16 protein-coding genes and 2 pseudogenes are annotated in these 21,502 nt (G+C 63.3%); 14 read left to right on the top strand and 4 right to left on the bottom strand.

Going from position 1 to position 21,502, the window contains the following annotated elements:
* Positions 1-15: 15 nt before the first annotated feature.
* From mdtN to P3T40_RS27015, 8 genes are all read left to right on the top strand, one after another.
* Complete coding sequence (gene mdtN / locus P3T40_RS27050; RefSeq protein ID WP_429270774.1) at positions 16-1,089, top strand: multidrug transporter subunit MdtN; 1,074 nt, start codon at positions 16-18, stop codon at positions 1,087-1,089.
* Positions 1,086-3,260, top strand: coding sequence for an FUSC family protein (locus P3T40_RS27045; protein WP_429270773.1), 2,175 nt, complete (start codon positions 1,086-1,088; stop codon positions 3,258-3,260). The genes mdtN and P3T40_RS27045 overlap by 4 nt, the downstream gene beginning before the upstream one ends.
* Positions 3,260-4,801: an MdtP family multidrug efflux transporter outer membrane subunit gene (locus P3T40_RS27040; protein ID WP_429270772.1), complete on the top strand. Its 1,542-nt coding sequence runs from the start codon at positions 3,260-3,262 to the stop codon at positions 4,799-4,801. Before P3T40_RS27045 ends, P3T40_RS27040 begins: the two co-directional genes overlap by 1 nt.
* Complete coding sequence (locus tag P3T40_RS27035) at positions 4,802-6,265, top strand: mechanosensitive ion channel family protein (RefSeq protein ID WP_429270771.1); 1,464 nt, start codon at positions 4,802-4,804, stop codon at positions 6,263-6,265.
* A 170-nt stretch (positions 6,266-6,435) separates the two neighbouring features.
* Positions 6,436-6,849: a MucR family transcriptional regulator gene (locus P3T40_RS27030; RefSeq protein ID WP_429270770.1), complete on the top strand. Its 414-nt coding sequence runs from the start codon at positions 6,436-6,438 to the stop codon at positions 6,847-6,849.
* 187 nt (positions 6,850-7,036) lie between these two features.
* Positions 7,037-8,059 (top strand): helix-turn-helix domain-containing protein, encoded by a 1,023-nt coding sequence (locus tag P3T40_RS27025; protein ID WP_429270769.1) that lies wholly within the window; start codon positions 7,037-7,039, stop codon positions 8,057-8,059.
* Between the two features lie 252 nt (positions 8,060-8,311).
* Positions 8,312-10,003, top strand: a complete 1,692-nt coding sequence (locus P3T40_RS27020; RefSeq protein ID WP_429270768.1) for a LuxR C-terminal-related transcriptional regulator — start codon at positions 8,312-8,314, stop codon at positions 10,001-10,003.
* Positions 10,000-13,113, top strand: coding sequence for an ATP-binding protein (locus P3T40_RS27015; RefSeq protein WP_429270767.1), 3,114 nt, complete (start codon positions 10,000-10,002; stop codon positions 13,111-13,113). Before P3T40_RS27020 ends, P3T40_RS27015 begins: the two co-directional genes overlap by 4 nt.
* Here P3T40_RS27015 and P3T40_RS27010 read toward each other — a convergent pair.
* Complete coding sequence (locus tag P3T40_RS27010) at positions 13,110-16,169, bottom strand: AAA family ATPase (RefSeq protein ID WP_429270766.1); 3,060 nt, start codon at positions 16,167-16,169, stop codon at positions 13,110-13,112. The two genes, P3T40_RS27015 and P3T40_RS27010, sit on opposite strands and share 4 nt — an antisense overlap.
* A 336-nt stretch (positions 16,170-16,505) precedes the next feature.
* On the opposite strand from P3T40_RS27010, the gene P3T40_RS27005 reads away from it, so the two are divergent.
* From P3T40_RS27005 to P3T40_RS26995, 3 genes and pseudogenes are all read left to right on the top strand, one after another.
* A complete protein-coding gene (locus tag P3T40_RS27005; protein WP_429270765.1) occupies positions 16,506-17,306 on the top strand; it encodes an acetoacetate decarboxylase family protein in 801 nt (266 codons plus the stop codon).
* Positions 17,307-17,407: 101 nt separating this feature from the next.
* Complete coding sequence (locus P3T40_RS27000) at positions 17,408-17,782, top strand: tautomerase family protein (protein ID WP_429270764.1); 375 nt, start codon at positions 17,408-17,410, stop codon at positions 17,780-17,782.
* A 130-nt stretch (positions 17,783-17,912) separates the two neighbouring features.
* A pseudogene (locus P3T40_RS26995) lies at positions 17,913-18,215 on the top strand (glycosyltransferase); the annotation flags it as partial.
* Here the strand turns inward: P3T40_RS26995 and P3T40_RS26990 are convergent.
* Complete coding sequence (locus P3T40_RS26990) at positions 18,130-18,585, bottom strand: hypothetical protein (protein ID WP_429270890.1); 456 nt, start codon at positions 18,583-18,585, stop codon at positions 18,130-18,132. The pseudogene P3T40_RS26995 and the gene P3T40_RS26990 sit on opposite strands and share 86 nt — an antisense overlap.
* Positions 18,586-18,708, bottom strand: a complete 123-nt coding sequence (locus P3T40_RS26985; RefSeq protein WP_429270895.1) for a hypothetical protein — start codon at positions 18,706-18,708, stop codon at positions 18,586-18,588.
* A gap of 411 nt (positions 18,709-19,119) precedes the next feature.
* On the opposite strand from P3T40_RS26985, the gene P3T40_RS26980 reads away from it, so the two are divergent.
* The 3 genes from P3T40_RS26980 to P3T40_RS26970 all read left to right on the top strand — a co-directional run bounded on the left by P3T40_RS26980 (position 19,120) and on the right by P3T40_RS26970 (position 20,636).
* Complete coding sequence (locus P3T40_RS26980; RefSeq protein ID WP_429270763.1) at positions 19,120-19,365, top strand: AbrB/MazE/SpoVT family DNA-binding domain-containing protein; 246 nt, start codon at positions 19,120-19,122, stop codon at positions 19,363-19,365.
* Positions 19,362-19,757 (top strand): PIN domain-containing protein, encoded by a 396-nt coding sequence (locus P3T40_RS26975; RefSeq protein ID WP_429270762.1) that lies wholly within the window; start codon positions 19,362-19,364, stop codon positions 19,755-19,757. Before P3T40_RS26980 ends, P3T40_RS26975 begins: the two co-directional genes overlap by 4 nt.
* Before the next feature lie 198 nt (positions 19,758-19,955).
* Positions 19,956-20,636 (top strand): AIM24 family protein, encoded by a 681-nt coding sequence (locus P3T40_RS26970; protein ID WP_429270761.1) that lies wholly within the window; start codon positions 19,956-19,958, stop codon positions 20,634-20,636.
* Positions 20,637-21,239: 603 nt separating this feature from the next.
* On the opposite strand, the pseudogene P3T40_RS26965 reads toward P3T40_RS26970, so the two are convergent.
* Positions 21,240-21,502, bottom strand: a pseudogene (locus tag P3T40_RS26965) (sugar ABC transporter substrate-binding protein); the annotation flags it as partial.

Here is a 21,502-nt window from a genome sequence, read left to right as displayed (position 1 = left end):
CATGGGTTCTCTAACATGAGCGCGGCAAACTCCGGCGCAGCGAAACGCCCCCGAACCTGGCCGGCGCTTCTCCTGATCGTGCTGACCGTCATCGCGGTGATTGCTGTGATCTGGCGCGTCGACACGGCGCCGCGAACCGACGACGCCTATGCGTACGCGGACACGATCGGCGTGTCGCCGGAGGTGAGCGGCAAGATCGTCAACCTGGCCGTGCGCGACAATCAGGCGGTCAAGCAGGGGGACCTGCTGTTCGAGATCGATCCGCGTCCCTATCAATACGCATTGATGCGGGCCAAGGCGTCGCTCGCGCAGCTCGATGCGCAGATTCCGCTAACGCAGCGCAGCGTGAACGCGCAGACTTACGGCGCGGCGGCAGCCAAATCCGCGGTTGCGCGTGCCCAGGCGGCCGCGAACCAGGCAAGCGATACGCTCGCGAGAATGGCGCCGCTGATCGCCAAGGGCTACGTCTCCGCTGACGACCTGGATCGCGCACGCACCGCGCAGCGCTCGGCACTCGCGGAACTGGCCGCAGCTCAGGCGCAGGCACGCGAGGCAGAGGCCGCGGTCAGCGGCGTCGATGCGCTGGTGGCGCAACGCGCGGTATTGCAGGCCGAAATCGAGACGGCGCAACTCAATCTCGAGTACGCGACGGTACGAGCGCCCTTCGACGGACGCGTGGTGGAACTGCGCACGCAGGTCGGGCAATACGTGTCAGCGCAAAAGCCGGTCTTCACGCTGATCGATACGCGGCACTGGTACGTGATTGCGAATCTGCGCGAGAATGAACTCGGCCGGATCCGTCCCGGCACGCCGGCAACGGTGTACCTGATGAGCAACACCGGGATTCGCTTTAGCGGCACCGTCGACTCGATCGGCTTTGGCGTCGATCCGCAGGACGGCGGCGACTCAGCGAACGGCTTGCCGAACATTCAGCGCAGCATCAACTGGGTGCACGTCGCGCAGCGTTTTCCCGTGAAGATCCTGGTCGACCACCCCGATCCGCGGCTGTTCAGGCTCGGGACATCGGCGGTGGCGGTGTTGCATCCGCGCGAGCACGATACGGTTGCCGCGAGCGGAGCACAGTCATGAGTACGCCGACCAGCTTGCGGCGCGAGCTCGCGTGGCCGCGCCCAGTGGCGCGTTTCGCGGCTTTCCTGCAGCGTGAGCTGGCGGCCTTTCCCGGGCGCGGCAATGTGATGCTGCGTTGCGTGCTCGGTAGCGCAATCGTGATCGTCGCATCGATGACACTGCAGGTGCCCGAGCTGGCGTTGTCGCTGATGGCCTTGTTCTACGTCACGCAGTCCAACGTCGTGTTGACGCGCATGGTCGCGGTGGGCCTCGTAATCGGTTCGACCTGTGCGGTTGCCGCTGCGATCGTGCTCTATGTGCTGACCTTCAACTACCCGCTGTTGCGCATCACGGTCGCGAGCGCGATATTTTTCTGCTGCGTGTACATGATGCGGGCCGTTTCGAAGTTGGGGCTGGTGTTTTTTGTCGTCGCAATCATCGTGATCTATGCGCAGAGCTTTGTCGATCTGACCGATAACGCCGAACAACTGGTGCGTAGTTGTCTATGGGTATGGTCCGCGGTCAATTATCCGGTTGTCGTGGCGCTGATCATCAATACCGTCTTCCTGCCGGCTGAGCCCGAGCGGCAATTGCGGGCCGCGATGCACCGGCAACTTGCTGTGGTGCAGGCACGCCTTACTGCGTTGATCGAACCGGCGGCCGAGTCACCTGAGGCGGCTGCGCCCGCGCTCAATGCAGGCGATCTGCAGCAAGGCGCGGTGTCATTGCAAAAGCTTCTGCGCTTTTCCACGATGCGCAAGCGCTACAGCGAGTCTACGGCCGCAGCGATGCTGGCCTGCGTGACCGCCGTATCGCGGCTGTACGAGGCGGCGGCCCATTTGCCTGTTTCGGCACGCCCATCCAGCGAGGCCGGGATCGCGGCTATCCGAAGCGTTCGCGGCGAAGTCGCGGCGCTAGACGCTGCGATTACCGAGGATGGGCCATTGCCGCGAACGACCCCTGTGCAGAGCGGTGGCGAAGCGTTGTCGATTCCCGCCGTCGTGGCGATGCAGCGGGCCATCGAGGCACTCGTGGACGCCACCCGCACCCAGGTGTCACACGCCAACGCGCCGCCGCCTGCGCCGCCTGCGCTGTTGCCGGCGGACACCTATTCCAACCCGCGCTACGCCCGCTTCGCCCTGCGCACGCTGTTGTCGGTACTGATCTGCTATGTGTTCTACAACGCAGTCAAATGGCCCGGCATTCATACGATCATGCTGACCTGCCTCGTCGTCGCGCTGCCCAGTCTCGGCGCCTCGAGCCGGCACGGTCTGCTGCGTATCAGCGGTGCTGCGATTGGCAGCGGTCTCGCACTGTTCATGGTCGCGTTCGTGATTCCCCACCTGGAAAGCATAACGGGCCTGCTGCTGATGAGTTTGCCCGTGATCGCGCTCGGTGCATGGGTGTCGGCCGGTTCCGAGCTGATCGGCTACGCCGGCTTGCAGCTCATGTTCACGTTTTCGCTCGCGCTGCTCGAGCAGTACGCACCGCCGTCCGATCTCACCGAAATTCGCGACCGGCTGGTGGGGATTCTGCTGGGCGTGGGCGTCGCGACCTTTATCCAGATGTCGGTGTGGCCGGAAGGCGAGGCGGACGCGCTGCGCTCGCAATTAGCCAAGGTCCTCCGTGCGATTGCGGCCGTCTGCCTCGGCCATGCACAGGTGGCCGAGGGAGGCGCACCGGCCGCGCAAGCGCAACCGTCAGCGCCAGCCTGGGCCATGCTGGCGGATTGTGAAGCGACGCTCGCACGCGTCGCGCTCGAACCCGACTGGCGTGAGGGCGAGACTTCACGCGTCACGCTCCTCGCGCAAACGGTGCTCGCGCAGAGCCGCTCGGTTCTGCTGGCAAGCGACGCTTTCTACGTTGAGTCGATGTTCGGCGCTGGACGTACCGACGCATCCGGCGCGGGCTTGACGAAAGCGTGTGGAACGCTGCAGCGGAACCTTGGGGAATCGCTGGAACAATACGCGCAACAATTGTCGAACGAGCCGCCGCTCGCGATGCCGCCCGTGCCGCTGGATTTGACGAAGCTGGCGACCGCGGCAGCAGGCAGGGAGGGCGGCGAGCACATTGTTGCGCTGCTGGAGCGCGCTGCGCGTATCAACACTACGCTTGTGAGCTTGCCGCAATGGTTGACAGACGAACTGACTTCGGTGCGGTCGGCTGATGCCGGACCGACAGGGACAGTGTGATGCGCGCCGATCATCGTCCGTTGAAGCGGACCTCGCCTCGCGAAGGAGTCCGCTACCCGTTACCGCGCTTGCCGCATGTCGTTCGACGCTGGCTAACGCTGCTGCCACTCTGTTCATGCCTCGCGGCTTGCGCGCTCATTCATCACGACAGCCCGCCCATAGCGCTCATTCCACCGGAACAGATCCGTCTTGCCGACGACATCCATCTCGCAAGCGAAGGTTGGCCGTCTGCGCGCTGGTGGGAGCACTATCACGACCCGCAACTGGACGCGCTCATCGACCGCGCGCTCAAACAGGCACCCACGCTGGCGATCGCGCGTGAGCATGTATCGCAGGCACACGCCCAGGTCGAACTGATTCGCGCCGGCTCCGATCTGCAGATGTCGGCGCGCGCCGATGCCGATCGCGAGCGCGTGTCCAGTCATGGCTTCCTGAGCGCCTACGCTTCGCAGAAGCCTGCCATTGGCGCATTCGGGCCCTGGTACTGGACCGGGCTGGTCGGCGCGGAAGCCCACTACGATATCGACATCTGGGGCAAGCAACGCGACCTCGTGCGCGCAGCACTCGGCGAACAGAACGCGCGGCGCGACGAGACGGCGCAGGCCGAGCTGGAAGTAGCGACGGGCGTCGCGCAGCTTTACTATCAGATCCAGATTGTCTATGCGAGCCTTGATCTGCTGCAGCAATTGCGCAGCGTCGAGGTGACCGGGTTCGACACCCGCACCGCACGTCACGAGCGGGGTCTGGAGGCCGTGACGCAATCGGCCGAGGCGCGCTCGCAACTGCTCGCGCTCGACCAGCAGATCGCCTCGGCACACGAACAGATCGTGCAATCCCGCGAAGCATTGCGTGCGGTGCTCGGAGCGGGCCCGGACGATCTGCCGGAGATCAAGCCGGTCGCGTTGCCGGCGCCGTCGGTCGGCCTGCCGTCCACGCTGTCCTTCGAGCTGCTCAGCCGCCGGCCCGACTTGCAGGCGATGCGCTGGCTCATCGAGGCGTCGTTCGACCGTATCGATGCCGCCAAGGCATCGTTTTATCCGAGCTTCGACATCACCGCGTTCTTCGGCTTCGACGCGCTGCGCATGCGCGACCTGTTCACGCATACAAGCCAGCAAATCAACCTCATTCCGGGTCTCACTTTGCCGATTTTCGACGGCGGCCGTCTTAACGCAGGCTTGCATGGCGCACGGACTGCCAGCAACACGCTCATCGAGCAGTACAACGAAGCGGTGCTCGACGCGGTCCGCGATGTCGCGCAAACCGGCAGCCAGATCGACGATCTCGACCATCGCGCACAATTGCAGCGCGAACGGATCGACGCTGTCCGTGTCGCGAGCGATAGTGCCGAGGCGCGGTACCAGCGCGGCCTCGCCGACCGCACAACGGCTATTGAGGCGCAGGCGCCGGTCATCCAGGGACAGCTCTCACTGCTGCAGTTAAACGGCGATGAGCTCGAAGCGGAAATTGTCCTGACGAGGGCGCTGGGCGGCGGCTATCGCGCCGATGACCAGGCACCGCTGCCGGCGCGAGCGGAGCGTTAGATGCCGGCCGAACCGCTTGCGCCGCTGTTCCTGCCTGTCGTTGCGGTTGCACTCAATCTTATTGTGGTGCTGTTCTGCGCACGCATGCGTTTCACGGCGCCACGCACGATCTTGCGCTGTCTCGGGTTTGCCGCGCTGACCGTGGTGATGCTGCGCGCGCATATGACGCCGACCCAGACGCCCGATCTGGGCGCCTCCGCCCAATACCGCTTTGCGCGCGGCGCGGTGCAGATTGTCTGGTGGCTGCTGGCGGCATCCACCACCATGTCAGTGGTGCGGCTCTACTACGCGATCAACGACCGGACGCGCCAGGAGCGCTTTACGCTCGACGTCGTAGAGGTCGTGGCCTACCTGACGGCTGCGGTCGCCATCGTCGCGGACGTGTTCGACATCCCGCTCAAGGGTGTGCTTGCCACGTCAGGCGCTGTCGCGATTGTGCTGGGGCTGGCGTTGCAAAGCACGCTTGCCGACCTGTTTTCCGGCTTCGTCATCAATGCGACCGCGCCGTATCGCGTCGGCGACCGGATCGTGCTGGACGACGGGTCGGAAGGCTCGGTGCGCGAAGTGACATGGCGCGCGACGCATGTGCTCAAAGGCAATCATGATCTGATTATCGTGCCGAACTCCGCGATCGCGAAATCGAAGGTCGTCAACGCGAGCGTCCCGGCCGGGGCCCACGCCACCGTGGTGCGATTTCAGGCGGACCCGGCATGCCGCCCGTCGTCGGCGGTGTCGGCGTTGCGGCTGGCGGTCGAATCGTGTGTCGGGATCGACGCGGCGCTGCCCGTGAACATCGTCACGAAGTCGGTCGGGTGGCAGGCGATCGACTACGAAGTGTCGTTCTTTGTCGCGAGCGACCGCAGTACCGACGACACACTCAACGTGTTTTTCGACGCCGCGCATCGGCACCTCGAAGCGCTGTCGCTGTTCAATGAAGCGGCCCCCTCCGAGCAGCGCTCGATGGGACGCCGTCTGATCGACAGCATCAGCATATTCGGCCTCTTGTCGCGTGAAGAAAAGGAACAGCTCGCGAGCGCGCTACGGGTTCGTGAGGTGGCGCCAGGCGAGATGCTGTTGCGAGCCGGTGAGGTGCCGGCCGCTATCACCCTCGTCGGCTACGGCGTGATCAACGCGGCGACCCTCCGTGACGGCGTGGCCGTCGACGTCATGCGCTTCTCGCCCTGCGAATACTTCGGCGAAAGCGGGCCGATTGCGGGTGTGGCGACCTCGGCAGAGATCTCGGCGAAGACCTATGCGATTGTCTATGATCTGCCCGGCGCCGCGATTGCCACGTTGCTTAAGCAGCATCCCGAACTGACTCATGTACTCGCCGCCAAACTCGCCGAGCGCGAACAGTGCGGACAGGCGCTGATGGAGCCTGCCAAGGACATGCCGGCGACCACGCACGGCCTCGCTGCATGGATTACGCGCGGTATGCAGGCGCTCCATGGGCTGCATTTCTAAGCTGGCGCGCAGATGCGCCCCCGATCGGGGGATTGACCCGCGCACTGCGAGCCACTACTTTTGCCAGGTATCGCCTAAGAGAGAGGCAAGGTCATGGTGTCGCGAATCCGCTCGCTGCTTTCGACCATTACATCCAATAACGCCGGGACTTTGAGCTCGCGAGGCCGCCCGTGACCGAGCGCTCGCAACTCATCGAGCTAACCGCCGAAATCGTGGCGAGCTTCGTCTCGTGCAACCCGCTGCCGGCAGCGGATCTGCCCGCATTCATTTCCAGTACCTATGCGGCTCTCGCCGCACTGCGCGAACCGTGCGAGCAGGAGAGATCGCATGCCGGGGCAGCGGTCCCCATCGACGAATCGATTCATGACGATTACCTGGTCTGCCTGGAGGACGGCCGGAAACTGAAGTCGCTCAAGCGCCATCTCCAGCACCGTTACGGGATGACCCCGGACCAATACCGGTCGAAATGGGGGCTGCCCGCCGACTATCCGATGGTCGCACCGGCCTACTCGGCGCTGCGCTCAACCATCGCGAAGAATCATCCTGCAGGTGCCATCAAACCGCGTCGTTCTCCCAAGTCCTGACGGAACGTGTTCGGGTTCGCGCGTGGACGTTTCACCCATTGGAGGGATACCGGAGCAGTGGCAGTGTCGCGCATGATGCTCACCAGTGAAAGCGGCCAGCGGGGAGGGCGCCTCCAACCGGTTTGGGCCGCGAGCGTGAGGCATCCGGCCGGCTCGGCCGCGCCGCGCACTGACAGGGAGTGACACCATGTCCACACAGTTACAGGAGACAGCGAGCGTTCGCCGGGCGGCCTGTGCGGAAGCCGGAAGCGGCTCGGGCGCACGCTTGTGTGCGAGCGACAGTGCGATCGTGCGGGCTGAGGAGCGTTGGCGCTGTGCGCCGTTTTCCCTGGTCGATACGGCCGCTGCGGACCGCATTCTCGCCGGCAGCTGGGGCGAGGGTGTGGCGGAGCCGCACGAAGTGTCGAGCACGGGCGACGAGCGCTTCTATACGGTTGGCATCAGCCTGAGCGCAACCACGCTGAAGTTTCAGCACAACGGCAAGATCATCTGCGATGGCCCGGTGATGCCCGGTTCGATCCAGATCACCGCGCCTCGTGACAGCGTCAAGGCTTTTTATGCCTCGCCGTGCCACGTGATGCACCTGTTTATCGCGCCGGCTCTGTTGTCGCGGCGCTATGACGAAGCCGAGGGACAACTCGTGCGGCCCGATCTCTCGGGCCAGAGTCCGCGCATCTTTCGTGACATCGCGGTCGAACGGCTGGCGCTCGCGCTCCAGGACGCGAATTCGCTCGCCGATAGCTTCGGCCGCATGTATGCGGATAGCGTCTGCGATGCGATCGTTGCCAGGTTGCTGGCCCGGCACACGGACGGCGCGTCGGGGCGGGCGGTGTCGAAGGCCGCGTCTCTGCCGAGGTGGCGCCTGCGCCGGGCGATCGATTTCATCGAGGCCAATCTCGCGAACCCGATCGGACTTGCCGACGTGGCGGCCAGCACTGGGCTCACGCGGATGCATTTCGCGGCTCAATTTCGCTCGACGACCGGTTATTCCCCGCACGCTTACCTGTTACGGCGACGGCTTGAACATGCGCAGATGCTGTTGCGCTCCTCGGAGTTCACCGTGCTCAACGTCGCGCTCAGTTGCGGCTTCAGCTCGCATGCACATTTCACTGCGGTCTTCAAGCGCATGATCGGTGAGCCGCCCAACGCCTGGCGCATGCGGATGCGAGGCGGCATGGCGCTCGAGCCGGCCGGCCTCGCTCCCGGATGAGGCGCTTCATGATGGCGGCGTTCCCGCATACGAATAGCGCCGTCTGGCGTTCCTTTTCGGTCGGCTACTCCGTCGAAGTCCCGTAAACGCGCCGTAAAGGTCGCGCAAAATTCCCGTAAAAGCCCTGCGACGACCGGGGCATTACCGAAAAATAACCGAATCATCACGCTTCGTGGCGAAGCCAGGGTTAGTCTGGGCAGAACTTCCCTCGTTGAGCAATTGCGACGATCTGGTGTCCCGACGGAGCCTGGCATGAACGATGTCGTTGCACCCGAAAACTTGTCGAAATGTGATCGAACGTCACGCAGCGTGGCGATTCCGAGCCTTTCGACCGAGACGGGTGCTCTGCGTACCCTCTCTCCTTCACCTCTCCCGGTGGGCGGCCCCGCCGCGGAGGCTCTGCAGCTTGCAAGAACCGGCGGTGCCCGGCCTGGCGTCGGCTTTGCGAGACTCAGGCTCGAGATCGAACGGGCGTGGCAGACGGTCATGCACCTCGATTGCCGCGAGGCGCTCGTCATCGCGGACCTCATCGAACATCGCGCAAACGCGTTGTCCGCCGTGGTGCCGAAAACGCTCCACTGCGAAATCGCGGCGCTGCGGGCAGTGGCATTCGTGTTGCAGGACGATGAGGCGGCAGCCTTGCCGGCCGCGTGGTCCGCGCGCGGTCCTGACGCAAGTGCGCGGACTGCGCACGTCGCGTCAACGGTATGCCGCAGCGTGTATTGGCGGCTCGGCGACCTGGAGCGCTTCTACGCGGTGGAGCGCGTCAAGCTGGATAAGCGGCCATGCCGGATGCAGGCCGTGTCCGCGCAGTTCGATCTGGCATTGGACGCTGCCGTCGCTCTCGATCAGATGCGCTTCAGTGCGGCGCGCTTGCTGGCCGGACATGCGCTCGAGATCGGGCGTCGCCTGCTCGGCACGCACGTTCTCACCGATGCGCTGCCAGCGTGCATCATTGCGCAAGTGCTCTACGAGCAGGGCCACGCGGACGAAGCGGAGGCGCTGCTCGTCGCACGGATGCCCAATATCCGCGAATGCTGTGCGGTCGAAAGCGCGCTGCGTGCGCATAGACTGCTGGCGCGCATCGCCGCTAGCCGTGGGCAACATGGCAGGGCGCTGGTGATTCTGAGCGAGGCCGAGGCGCTCGGCGAGCGGCGCGGTTGGCCGCGATTGCGGGCTGCGAGCCTCGCGCACCAGGTTGAGATCGAGGCAGGCAACGGACGCATCGAGCAGGCCGAGGCTTGTCTGCAGCGCCTCGCCGAACTCGCGGGTGAATCGCGAGCCGCGAGCAGCAACGTCCGATTCGAGATCACGCGTCTTCACACGATCGCACAGGCACGCATCGCGCTGGCCCGCTCGCCTTCTGCCGTCGATCTTGCTTCCTTGCGCCAGGTTCATCGCGACACGGTATGGCGCGGCCGTCTCTATGCGGCGGTGCCCGTTGCCCTCTTGCTCGTCGAAGCTTTGCTCGTCATGGGGGAACGCAGCGAGGCGATCGGAGTGCTCGTCGGCCTGCTCAGGGTCGCGCCATCAGTCGGTCTGTATCAAACCCTTGTCGATTGCAGTGCGCCCGTCGCTGAGCTCATTGAAGACATCGTGCAACAGCGCATCGTTCCGGTCAGCGACACGCGCGAACTGCTGCCGTATGCGAGCATGCTGCTCACGCGCCGGCAGCGCGACGCCGGCGAAGCCAATGGGCCTTTCGCGGCACGACGCCCGAACGTGGGCGCGGGACTCAGCGAGCGCGAGCGCCTGATCGTCGCGCTGATGGGGCGAGGGCTGTCCAACAAGCAGATCGCGGTCGAGCTTGGCATCGCACCCGAAACAGTCAAGTCGCACGCGAAGCATCTTTACACCAAGCTGTCGGTCAAGAACCGGACCGAGGCGGTCACGCTCGCGAGCCGCCTCGGTCTGCTCCAGATACCACGGAGTCTTTCGGTTTGAATCCCGACTTTCGCGGCCACGCCTCGCTCCAGTTTTCCGGCTTTCGGCTCGACCTGTCCAATCAATGCGTTTGGCGCCTGGCCCCGGACCGATCTGCTACCCGCATCGACCTGCCGCCTAAAACATTCGCTGTGCTGCGCTATCTTGTCGAACACCCGCAGCGGCTGGTGTCGTCCGAAGCGCTGCTCGAAGCGGTATGGCCGGACGTGCATGTGCAGCCCGAGGTGTTGAAGGGACACGTCGCGGCGATCCGCCGTGCCTTGGGCGATAGCGCTGAGCAGCCGCGCTACGTCGAAACTCAACGTGGGCGCGGTTATCGTTTCATTGCGCCCGTCGATGCCTTTGCAGCGGGCGACCAGTCCGGTTTCTTCGCGCGCCGGGCGGAACGTTTCGTGGGCCGCGCGTCCGAGCTCCATGCATTGCTGGCGGCATATCAGCGGGCGCAGGCCGGCATGCGGCGGATTGTGTTCATCGCAGGCGAGGCGGGGATCGGCAAGACGGCGCTCGTTGACGAGTTTCTGGCCGAAGCACCCCATGGCGAGGCGCGGGTATTGGGCGGTGGGTGTGTGGAGGGCTACGGCGGTACCGAACCGTACTATCCGGTGCTCGAAGCGCTAGGCCGTCTGTGCCGCGGCGCAGGCGGAAGCGAGGTGAGGGAAGCGCTCGTCTCGATCGCGCCCACCTGGGCCGTCCTGATGCCGGCTTACGTGCCGGCGGACATCCGCGAATCGTTGCGCGCGCAGACGATTGGCGCCGGGCGGCAGCGCATGATGCGCGAAATCTGCGATCTGCTGCAGGCGCTGGCACGAGAACGCCCGCTACTGGTCGTGCTGGACGACCTGCAGTGGGCGGATTTTTCGACCATCGACATGCTGTCCGCGCTCGCGCGACTCGATGGATCCCTGCGGCTCATGTTGGTGGCCATTTACCGCAACGACGATGCCGCATCCACCCAGCATCCGGTGATAAAGCTCAGTCACGCGCTCTCGCTTCGCGGAGCGTGTGAGGTCATTGAACTGGGGCCGCTCAAGCCGGACGCAATCGGCGCATGGCTCACACACGGTGCCAGCCTGAACCCGCTTGACGAGGAACTGGCGCATCTGGTCGCCGAACGTTCTGGCGGCAATCCGCTGTTCATGCAGGCCATTCTCGAGCATCTGCGCGAACAGGCATTGGTGGACCTAACGCCGGACGGCTGGCATCAGCGCGCCACGGCCGCGCAGCTACGCAGCGCGTTACCGCGCACGGTTGCGCAGGTCATCGAGATGCGTATCCAGCGCCTGGCCCCCGACGCTCAACGCGCGCTCGAAGCCGCGAGCGTGGCGGGGTTGACGTTCGCCTCGGCGACGACGGCCGAAGCGGCCAGGATGACAACCGAGGCGTTCGAAGATCTGTGCAACGGCTTGGCCCGGCTCAGTCAGTTTATACGCCGCACGGGCGTCTGGAGCTTGCCCGACGGTTCCGACACGCAGTTGTTCAGGTTCACACATACGCTGGTTCGCAGTGTCTTCTATGACCGCCAGGGACTGACGCGGCGCTCCGCGTCGCACCGGCTGATCGGCGAGCGTCTGGAGAGGCTGTTTATGGCGGGGCATCGCGGCAGTATCGCCACGGAGCTTTGCTGGCATTTCGCGGACGCGCAGCAATGGGACAAGGCGCTCGACTACGTGCGAATTGCCTTGCAGACCGCGAAGGTTCGCTTTGCCTATCGCGAAGCCTTAGCCGCGCTCGATCAGGCCGATACGCTGCTTGCGCGGCTACCGGCGGATTTGCGCTCGCTTAGGCGCATTGAGTTTGTCGAAGCGCGCGCGGCGCTGCTTGCAGCCGCTCATGATCCGCAGGCGGTCAACGCGTATCGGGCGTTGCACGAGCAGGCCACGCAGCTCGGCAAGATCGAAGTGCAACTGCGTGCGTTGCTGGGACTCTCGTACGTTTTAAGCTGGAGCGATCAGGGTCGCTCGGTGGCATGTCTCGACGATGCACTCAGGCTCAGTACGTCCTGGCCGGACCGGCGTGTCAGTGCGTCGACCCAGATCGCATGCCATGCGCGACGTATCTGGACGCAAGGCTGGAACGCAGCCGATGCGCAGCAATGCATGGATGCGCTCGCTACGATCCGTGAGGTGGGCGATCCGGTGTCGATGGCGAAAGCGCAACTGGAACACTGCATGCTGATGATGGTTTCGACGCAGTACCGTGCGGCGCTGAACACCGCGCAAGCGAGCTATCAGGTGCTGTACGACCATGCAGTGAGCCATCCGGGCTTCGATATCGCGCGAGGCACGTGGATGCGGCGGCTGGGCGTCGCGTGGGCGCATATGTCGCTAGGCGATCTGGGCCGCTCGCTCGACGAGTTCGACCGCGGTATCCGGGTCTTTCACGACAACGGCAATTACTTTGCGGCGCGCACATTGCAGGTCTATCGCGGCTGGCTGCTGGTCCATACGATGGACTTCGAGACCGTGCTCGAACTCGACCGGCAATTCAGCGAGGCGGTGGACCGTTCTGGGTCTGACGTCGAAGTGCGTGAGCGTGCTGCATTTCTGCCGCCGCAGCAGCGTGTCTGGACCATTCTCGCCGGGCTTGCTCATGCAGGACTGGGCGAAAGCACAGCCGCCGCAGCGCGTTTCGCCGAAGCCGAACGTCAGATGGATCACGAGCCGATCATGTTCGACTGGTACTGGCGTCTGGCGCTCGAATGGGGCTGGGCCGACCTCGCGATTGCAAGCGGTGATCGCGATGCCGCACAGTGGCGCGCCCGCCGCTTCCTCGAACGCGCCCTCGCTACGGAAGAGCGGACCTGGCAGGCGCTTGCGTGGGATACGATGGCCAGAGCCTCGCTGAACGAGGGCGATCTGGAGAACGCCAGGGTTCATCTGGAGGCCGCGTTTTCGGTGACCGAAGACTTCGAGACGCCGCTCGCGAACTGGCGTCTGCAGCGCACCGCGGCGTCGCTGCACGAGGCACGCGGCGACACGCAGCGCATGGCAGCCGCACGAGAGAGATGCGTCGAAGCACGCCTCCGTCTTGCCGGATCGATCTCGCAGGACGACGCTGATATGGGCATCGGCCGACGCCTCGCGGAGCCGGTTGCGGAGTTTGCAGGCTAGCTGCCTGCCTCCAGCGTGTCGCGCAGACGATGCCCGGCGGGTAAGCTTCCCGCCAGCGCCGCTTTTTTGGCAGCCGCGAGTTCAGCGTGACGAGCGGCCGTTGCCGCGTCGTCGATCAGGCTGTACGCCTCGCTCGCCGTGTGATGGATGCGCCAGTCCGCGAGCGGCGTCTGGAAGTGCTGTGTGGCCGCGATGGCCTTGTCTATGCAACGCACGGCGTCCGCCGCTGCGCCAAGCTGCAGCGCCACGCGCGCCTGAACCTCCCACGACAAACCGTGCCAGGTGCGCTCTTCCGTGCTCGTTGCAAGCGTGACCAGACGCGTGGCATGCGTCATCGCTTCCTCGAGTTTGCCCTCGATGAGCGCAAGGTTCGCGAGTCCCCATTCGAGCGATAGCCGCCAGTACCAGTCGAAAATCACCGGTTCATCATCCATGCGCCGCATGACGTCGAGCAAATGAACGCGCGCGATACGAGTGTCGCCGAGGCCAAGATGCGCCAGTCCCTTCAGGAGAATGGCGAGCCGCTGCTCCGCAGGGAGGGTCGAGCGACGCACGGCGGTCCCGGCCAGTGTTTCCGTGAGAACCTGCGTGCAGGACTCGAGCATGGCGTCAAAGTCCAGCGCGTGGAATTGCACCCAGCATCGGTACAGCGTCAGCGTATCGGCGCCGTACTGATTGCCGTTGGCGGCATACATCGCAATCGCCCGGTCGAACTCGTGCTGGGCGCGCCCCAAATCGCCCAGATACAGCAGCGTCCAGGGCACGCCGAGATTGACCATCCAGGTGGCACGCGCCATGTTGAACTCGGGGCGGTTCTCGTCATTGTCGACGAGGAACTGGTAGCTCGCGAGAATGGTGTCCTGGGCCAGCTGATAGCGCGCGGAGACCATCAGCACCATGGCGTATTCGCACTGCGACCAGGCGGTCGTGAACGGATCGGCGCCGTTGCGCAAGGCCTCAAGCGCAACTTCGCATTGACGGATATCGTCGGCGTACCAGCCGCGTACCCACATTTTCCAGACATAGCAACTGATGCGGGTGCGGGCCTGTTGCTGCGGATCGGTCTGCTGTTCGCTGAGCGCCAGCGCTTCGTCGATGATCGCGTTGCAGCGAATCTGATCGCGCCAGCTATAGGCGTAAGCGAGGCTCAGCAACGCGCGGCTCTGGATGTCGATCAGACCGAGTTGAGCGGCACGCTTTGCCAGTTGCTCGCAAGTCTCGCGCGCACGCCGGTCATGCGACGCGGTAAAGATTGACGCGCGCCCCTCGAGGAATTCAGCTTCCGCCGCCGCCCGTGCATCCTCCGGCAGATTGGCGGCCAGCATCATGGCGCGATCGAGAACGGCGAGCGCGTCGTTGTACGCGAGGCGCTTTTTCGCCGTCTGGATGGCGATGCGCAGATAGCCCAGCGCGCGCGACCATTGTCTCGCGGCCGCGAAATGCTGGGCCAGTTCGGCCGCGATGCTGCCACGCGCTTGCGGAGCGCAGCGTGCTTCGAGCTCCTCAGCAATCCGCAGGTGGGAATGCGCGGTCCGCAGCGCGCCCTGACGCTCATAGAAAGTCTGCCGGTACATCGTATGGCGGAATGCGAACGTGCGTGCCGCGACCATATAGTCGAACGGCGCAGGTGCCTCTCGGCGGATAAAGCTTTCCTGCCGGCACAGCGCCTCGCACGCCTCCTCGAAACATTCCTGGCTCAACTGGGCCGCTGGAGCCACGACGGTCGCGTCGAAGCTGAGCCCCGCCACACTCGCGGCCTCCAGGACGCGCTGTTGATCGCCCGTCAGCCGTTGAATGCGATGCTCGATCACCTGGCTCAGCGTCAGCGGCACTTCGAGCCGCACTTCCGACGGCGACACATGCAACTTCCAGCCCTCCGGCGTAGACTGCGCGATTCCTTGCGCGACCAGATGATCGAGCGTCGCCACCATGAAGAGAGGATTGCCGCCGGAGCGCTCGCACACGAGTTGCGCGAGGTCGTTCTCATGCGTTTGCTGCGCTTTACCCTGAAGGTATTCGGCGATCGCACCTTTGGTCAGCGGTCCGAGCACGATGTCATGGCAGAGCTTCTGCAGGCCGAGGTCGCGGTTCAAGCGGCCCAGAGGGTGATGAGCGACTTCCACATCCTCGGGACGATAGGTGGCGACCACCATCAAGCGTGCATGGGTGCGATGACGGGCGATAGCGGAGAGCATGTCGACCGTCGAATAGTCCGACCAATGAAGATCTTCGAAGACGAGCGCGAGCGGCCTTTGCACCGACAGCGCGGCCAGAAACTCGCAGATTTCGCGCAACATGCGGCCGCTGAGGGCGCCCACCAACTGGCGTTGCAGAGCAGCATGATGCCGCTCCGGCACCGCACCGGGAAGCTGCGCGGCCCAGGTAGGGGCGATCGAGATCAGACTGCGCGTGATGGCCGCGCCGCCTTCGCCGCGGGCCAGTTGGGCGAGCGCTTCGAGGACGGGGTAATACGGCTCGGTACCGCCGTAACCCTCAACGCAGCGCCCTAGCGAAGTCAGTACATCGCCACGGCCGTCGAGCGATTCGAGGAACTGGTTGACGAGCGTCGTCTTGCCGATGCCCGGCTCGCCAGCCACAAACACGACGCGGGATTCGCCTGCGCAGGCCTCGTCGAATAGCGTTTTGAGCCTGTTTAACTGCGACGTGCGTCCGACGAATGTGCCGTGAGCCGGTCTGTCTGCATCAATCGCAGTGGCAGGGACATTGGCGGGCGCCCTTGCTCGCACGGGCGCGATGAAACGATAGCCGCGGCCACGAAGCGTTTCGACAAATCTGGGGTTGGCTGGATCGTCACCGAGCGCGGCGCGTATCGACAGCATGTGTCCCTTCAGCACCTCCGGTTGCACGAAAACCTTTTGCCACAACGCGTCGAGAAACTCATCGTGCGTCACCAGGCGACCGGCGTTGTCGACCAGGTACTGAAGCATGTCGTAGGCGCGCGGCCTGAGGTTGAGCCGGCGTTCGCCCCCGTCTGGTGTCGATTCCCAGACGCATTGATTGGCTCGATCAAGCCGAAAAGGCGGAAAATCGCTCACGTTTGTCTCCGACCACACGACTCGTCCACTCCTCGAATCCAGTTTTAAGCGTCTAGCCGATTCTATACCGGCAATATGACCGCGAAAACCTTGAATGTACCGGCATAGACAAGCCGATCCGCGAGGTATTCCAGCGGTGACTTCGACCCCCGATCGGGGGATTGGACTCAGCCACACCCTCGACAATAATGGTTAATGGCGCTGGACTGAAGGGCAGGGCATCCCGCCAACATGTGCCTTCTAACGATCCACGTCAGGTGATGCCCGGCGGTTCCCAATCACGCCCGCACCCCATGAACGGCGACCTCCGGCCGCCCCAATCGAGGACGAAACGAAATGCCTAAAGCGTTTTCAGTTCCTATTACTCCGCAAGGGAAGTCCGCACTGGCGACGCTGCCGCCGTGGCACTACTCGAGCGACTGTCTCGCCATCGAATACTGGACCGACCCGAAAGCGATCGCGGCGCTCCTTCCGCCCGGCGTCACGGTAGACGAGAAATCCGGTGGGCGTGCCTTCTTCTGGTTTCTGGACTGGCAGTTCACCGGCTCCAATGACGAATTGACAGATCCCGCCCGGTATCAATACCGCGAGGCGTTCGTTTTGGTCGAAGCCGTTTTCGACGGTGTGCCGGTCAATTACTGCCCGTACATCTACGTTGACAACGATGCCGCGATCGCCCGTGGATGGGCGCAGGGGTTTCCAAAGAAACTCGCCAGCGTCTATCAGACTCGCAGTTTCTCCGCACCCAGTCTGGCCGCTGCGCCACTTGCCAAAGGAAGCCGCTTCGGCGCCAGTGTGTCGGCGCACGGGGAAAGGCTGGCAACCGCTCGTATCCAGCTCGAGGAACCTGTCGCCGACCCGACGACCGTTTTCAATCGGCCTACCACGATGCGCCGTTACTTTCCTCAACTCGCAGCGGGCCTGCAAGAGAAGCCGCCGGTCGACGAACTCACCATGTCACTCACGGACAATCTCGCGATCGTGGATGTCTGGGCCGGATCGGCGGAACTGAAGATTCCCGAGGTCGCCGGCGAGGACATGAACCTGATTGCGCCAGTACGGGTCGGCCGCGGTTATCGGCTGGGTATGGCGTACTCAGTGACGGATCTGCGCATTCTGAAGAACTACGCGGCGTGATGATTGCGATGGGTTGCGATGGCCTCCTGAGTTCGCAGGGGGCCTGGTTATCCGCGACGTCAACTTGAATGCTCGCAAAACGCCGTATAGGAGTCGCTCCCATGCCGCTCTACACCTTGATCACGCAGGACGGGGTACTCAGCAATGAGGCCAAGTCCAGGCTCGCGGTCGAACTGACTGACCTGCATTCTGAATATTCCGGTGTCCCAAAGAATTGGGTGCATGTGGTTTTTCAGGAATACCCCCCCGGCAATGGCTTCACCGCCGGAGAAGCGGCGGCCACTGCCGCGCTCACGCTGCTGATTCGAACCGGCCGTACGCCTGAATATAAGCGGGGCTTGCTACAGCGTCTTTGGACATTGTTCCAGGGCGCGACGGGCGCACCCGATGATCAGATCGTCATCGGTATTCAGGAGGTGCCGCCCAGTCAGGCTATGGAGATGGGGCAGATCATGCCGGAGGTCGCGAACGAGTAGAGGAGGGCGGCATCAGCCGCCCCAACCAACTCTCTGATATTGTCTCGAACTGCGCCAATTTCGACTTGGCGAGCGACGACCTGCTGCAGTGCAGTGCCTGGACGCCGAGCTGACAAGAAGAGAGACCTGGATGAAACTCCTTGCATTGACGTACGGCACCGAAGGCGACACGAGACCCCTTGCCGTGCTGTGCCGCGCCTTGATGGATGCGGGACACGAAGTCACGTTGCTGGCCGATGGAACAACACTGGGGAGCGCTCGCGCCCTTGGGGTTCCCCATGCGGCGTTGAGCGGAAACATCAAAGATGAACTGGGTGCCCTGGTGTCGAGCGGCAAGGGCGTCAATGCTACAGCCGCGGCTTTGGCGCATATCGCAAACGCTCAAGCGCACAGCTGGACGGCACAGACCGCGCAAGCGGCGATAGGCTGCAATTGATCTTGACCGCGACGCTGAATCCGGCGCCCACCCGCGCGCGCACCGCTCGCACGACAGCTAGCAGCAGTCTTGCCCGGTTCTCCAGCGAGCCGCCCCATTCGTCGTTGCGCCGGTTGGTCAGCGGCGACAGGAACTGCGATATCAGGTAGCCCTGCGCGGCATGTATCTCGACGCCGTCGAACCCGGCCGATTCGGCCGCCGCGGCCGTGTCGGCAAAGCGCTCGATGATTTCGTGAATCTCGGGCGTGCTCATCGCGTGCGGCTCGGCGAACAGTTTGCCATGCCGGCCCAGTTCCAGCGGAACCGCGGACGGCGCCCTTGCATGGCGCCTCATCGCCGCGAAAACCTGGCGTCCCGGATGATTGATCTACATCCAGATACGGGCACCATGCTGGCGCGCGGCGGCCGCCCACCGTTTGAACGGTTCAAGCGGCGTATTCCGCTCCAGCACCACGCCGCCCGGACCGGTCAGCGCTCTTGCGTCGAACATTGCGGTCTGGGTACGCTGGGCGGAGGCATCATCGGCTGGCTGTCCCAGCGGGACGCCAGGAACATCGCGCGTCTCGAACGAAAGGTTGCAAAGTACGCGGAGGAAATCAGGGCGAGGCAAGCCGAGGAGGATGTGGCATGTTAGTCGCTTGTCGAACTTCACGCGGGTGCAAGCGAAGCGTCTGTCAAACTCAAACTGCGCGATAGAACCGGACACGAGAGGGGGCGCCGTCCGTCAATTGCGCCGTCGGAAGTGACTGATGCGTGAACGTAGCGTCGAACGCAATGCTCGGAATGTTATGACGTCGCCGGCTAAGAATGTCCTTTTTGATGCGGATATATAAAGGCCCAAACACTTGCTTTTTCCTCTCGCCTTACCTTAAAGTAAGGAATATGGAGTGCAGGAGGAAAAATGACATCGGCAACTATTACGTCGAAGGGCCAAGTGACGATTCCGGTCGACGTGCGCAATCAGCTTGGGCTGGCCGCCGGGGACCGTATCGAGTTCATCCTCAACGACGAAACCGGGCGCTACGAAGTGGTTCCGGCCACCCGCTCGGTGACCGCACTCAAGGGCATCATCCGCAAACCGGCTAAACCCGTGTCGATTGAGGATATGAATGCCGCAATCGCTGAACGGGGAGCGTCGGCTCGATGATTGGCCTTGATACAAATGTGCTGGTTCGCTATTTCGCGCAGGATGATCCGGCGCAATCGCGCAAGGCGAGCGCGCTGATTGAATCGCTCACACCTGAACGGCCAGGCTATGTTACGCAGGTAGTATTGATCGAAGTGGTCTGGGTGCTGGGGCGTGCCTACGACGCGGGCCGCGATGAGATTGCACAGGTTATCGAAACGCTGCTGCGCACGAAAGAGCTGGTGGTGGAGGCTGCCGAAACTGTCTGGAAGGCACTGCGGCTGTACGCGGGTTCGTCGGCCGACTTCGCAGATTGCCTGATCGAGCGCGCGTGTCACGAAGCGCAATGCGAATACACGGCGACATTTGACGCGAAAGCGGCGAAAACCGCCGGGCTGAAGCTCATCAGATAGCGGAAAAGATGTCCGCGAACAATGCGAATGCGGACAAGACTGAATTCCTCATGATTGGATGCATTGGGGGCATCCTGGCGGCGACGTTGTATCCATGGCATCGCGCGGAAGCATCCCTATCCATCACGCATGGGCCGCGCTGGTGTTGGCAGACGCTGGTCAGGCCAAGGAAAATAAATGAATCAACTACCCCGACTCATGCCCACGGCAGCGGCCGACGAAACCTTCGGCGGCGTGACCTATCACATCGGCGGTGAGCTTGTGCCGGTTTTGTCTGTTGACGTGTCGAACCGGCCGGTCTATTTCGAGCACCACATCCTGCTCTGGAAAAACTCAAACGTCCGCATCAGCATCAGGCCCGTCAAGGGGGCAGTCAAGCGCATGCTCGCCGGCATGCAAGTGTTCATCACGGAGGCGAGCGGCCCGGGAATAATCGCGTTCAGCCGCGACGGTGCCGGTCACGTTGTGCCGATTCATCTGCGGGCGGGCGAGGAGCTTCACGTGCGGGAACATCAGTTTTTGGCCGCGACGGCGAATATCGAATACACGTTCGAGCGGCTCCGCGGCATCACCAACATGTTGTTCGGCCAGACCGGTTTTTTCGTCGACAAGTTTCGTGGACACGCCGAGGAGGGCGTGCTCTGGTTGCATGGGTATGGAAACGTCTTCGAAAAGATACTTGCTGCCGGGGAGACGATCGATGTCGAGCCGGGCGGATGGCTTTACAAGGATCCGCAGGTCAAGATGGACACCGTGGTTGACAGGCTGTCGAGCGGGCTTTTCGCAGCAGGCTTTAACTTCACCGTGAACCGGTTCACCGGCCCAGGTCGCGTGGGGATCCAGTCTATGTACGTGAACAACGCGACGAGCGACAGGTAGGCGGAGTCACGCCTGACCTCCATCGACGTTGGAAGTGCCGCGGTTCATGCCGACCTCGTTGCCATGCGGCCGCCATTGAGCCTTTTACTGTGGAAAATCGGATGGGGTCCGACGAGGTGACTTAGCTCCTGAGCAGACGCAGGCCCCAGTGCATGTTCCTCAACTGTTGATGCCGATTGGTATTCGATGTTTGCAATTTGACATAATATAAATTATCAATGTTTAATCGCGATTTTAAAATAGGGCCTTATCAAAAAAACGGGGGCCTTTTTAGTTGCTTTCGTAATACTTGATCTAGGTCGATTTGCCGACGCGCTCGGCGCTGCGGTCGGCGCCTCGCGCGCGGCGGTGTACGCCGGATTGCCTGTCCGTTCGACCGTACACTTGCCATCATCCGTGAGCGCTACGCCGATTTCGGGCCGACGCTGGCCCGCAAGAAGCTTTGGGATTGCCACGGCATGCGGATGGCGAAGGAAACCGTGTTGCACCCGATGACGAACCCCGGGCGGTGCCGTGCCGACCCCGGCGCTATCGAGGAGTCGGCGCATCCTGCCGGATCAACCCCCTGCGCTTCAGTTCCGCCCAGAATCCACGAAACTCAGCCTATTTAACCTTCGCAGCCGCGGCAAGCTTGCGCGCCCCTTCCTGCGGGTCCTCGTTCGAGTTCATGAAATTCGTGACAGAGTCGGTAATCGCGCCAGCGGTAACCGACGACTGAAGTTCGCCGAAGGACAACGACGGCAGGAACCCACCCGACTTAATCGTGGCCTGCTCGTCTACACGTGATTTCTTGGCGCAGCCATCGAACTTGTCCATGGGCACATCCAGCCGGACCGGGATAGAACCCTTGTAGAGACTGAACTGCT

It is taken from the genome of Paraburkholderia sp. EB58 (assembly GCF_050436665.1).
Classification (GTDB): Bacteria; Pseudomonadota; Gammaproteobacteria; order Burkholderiales; family Burkholderiaceae; genus Paraburkholderia.
Note: the sequence above shows the minus strand (reverse complement) of the source record. Positions and strands in the feature narration are given on the sequence as shown.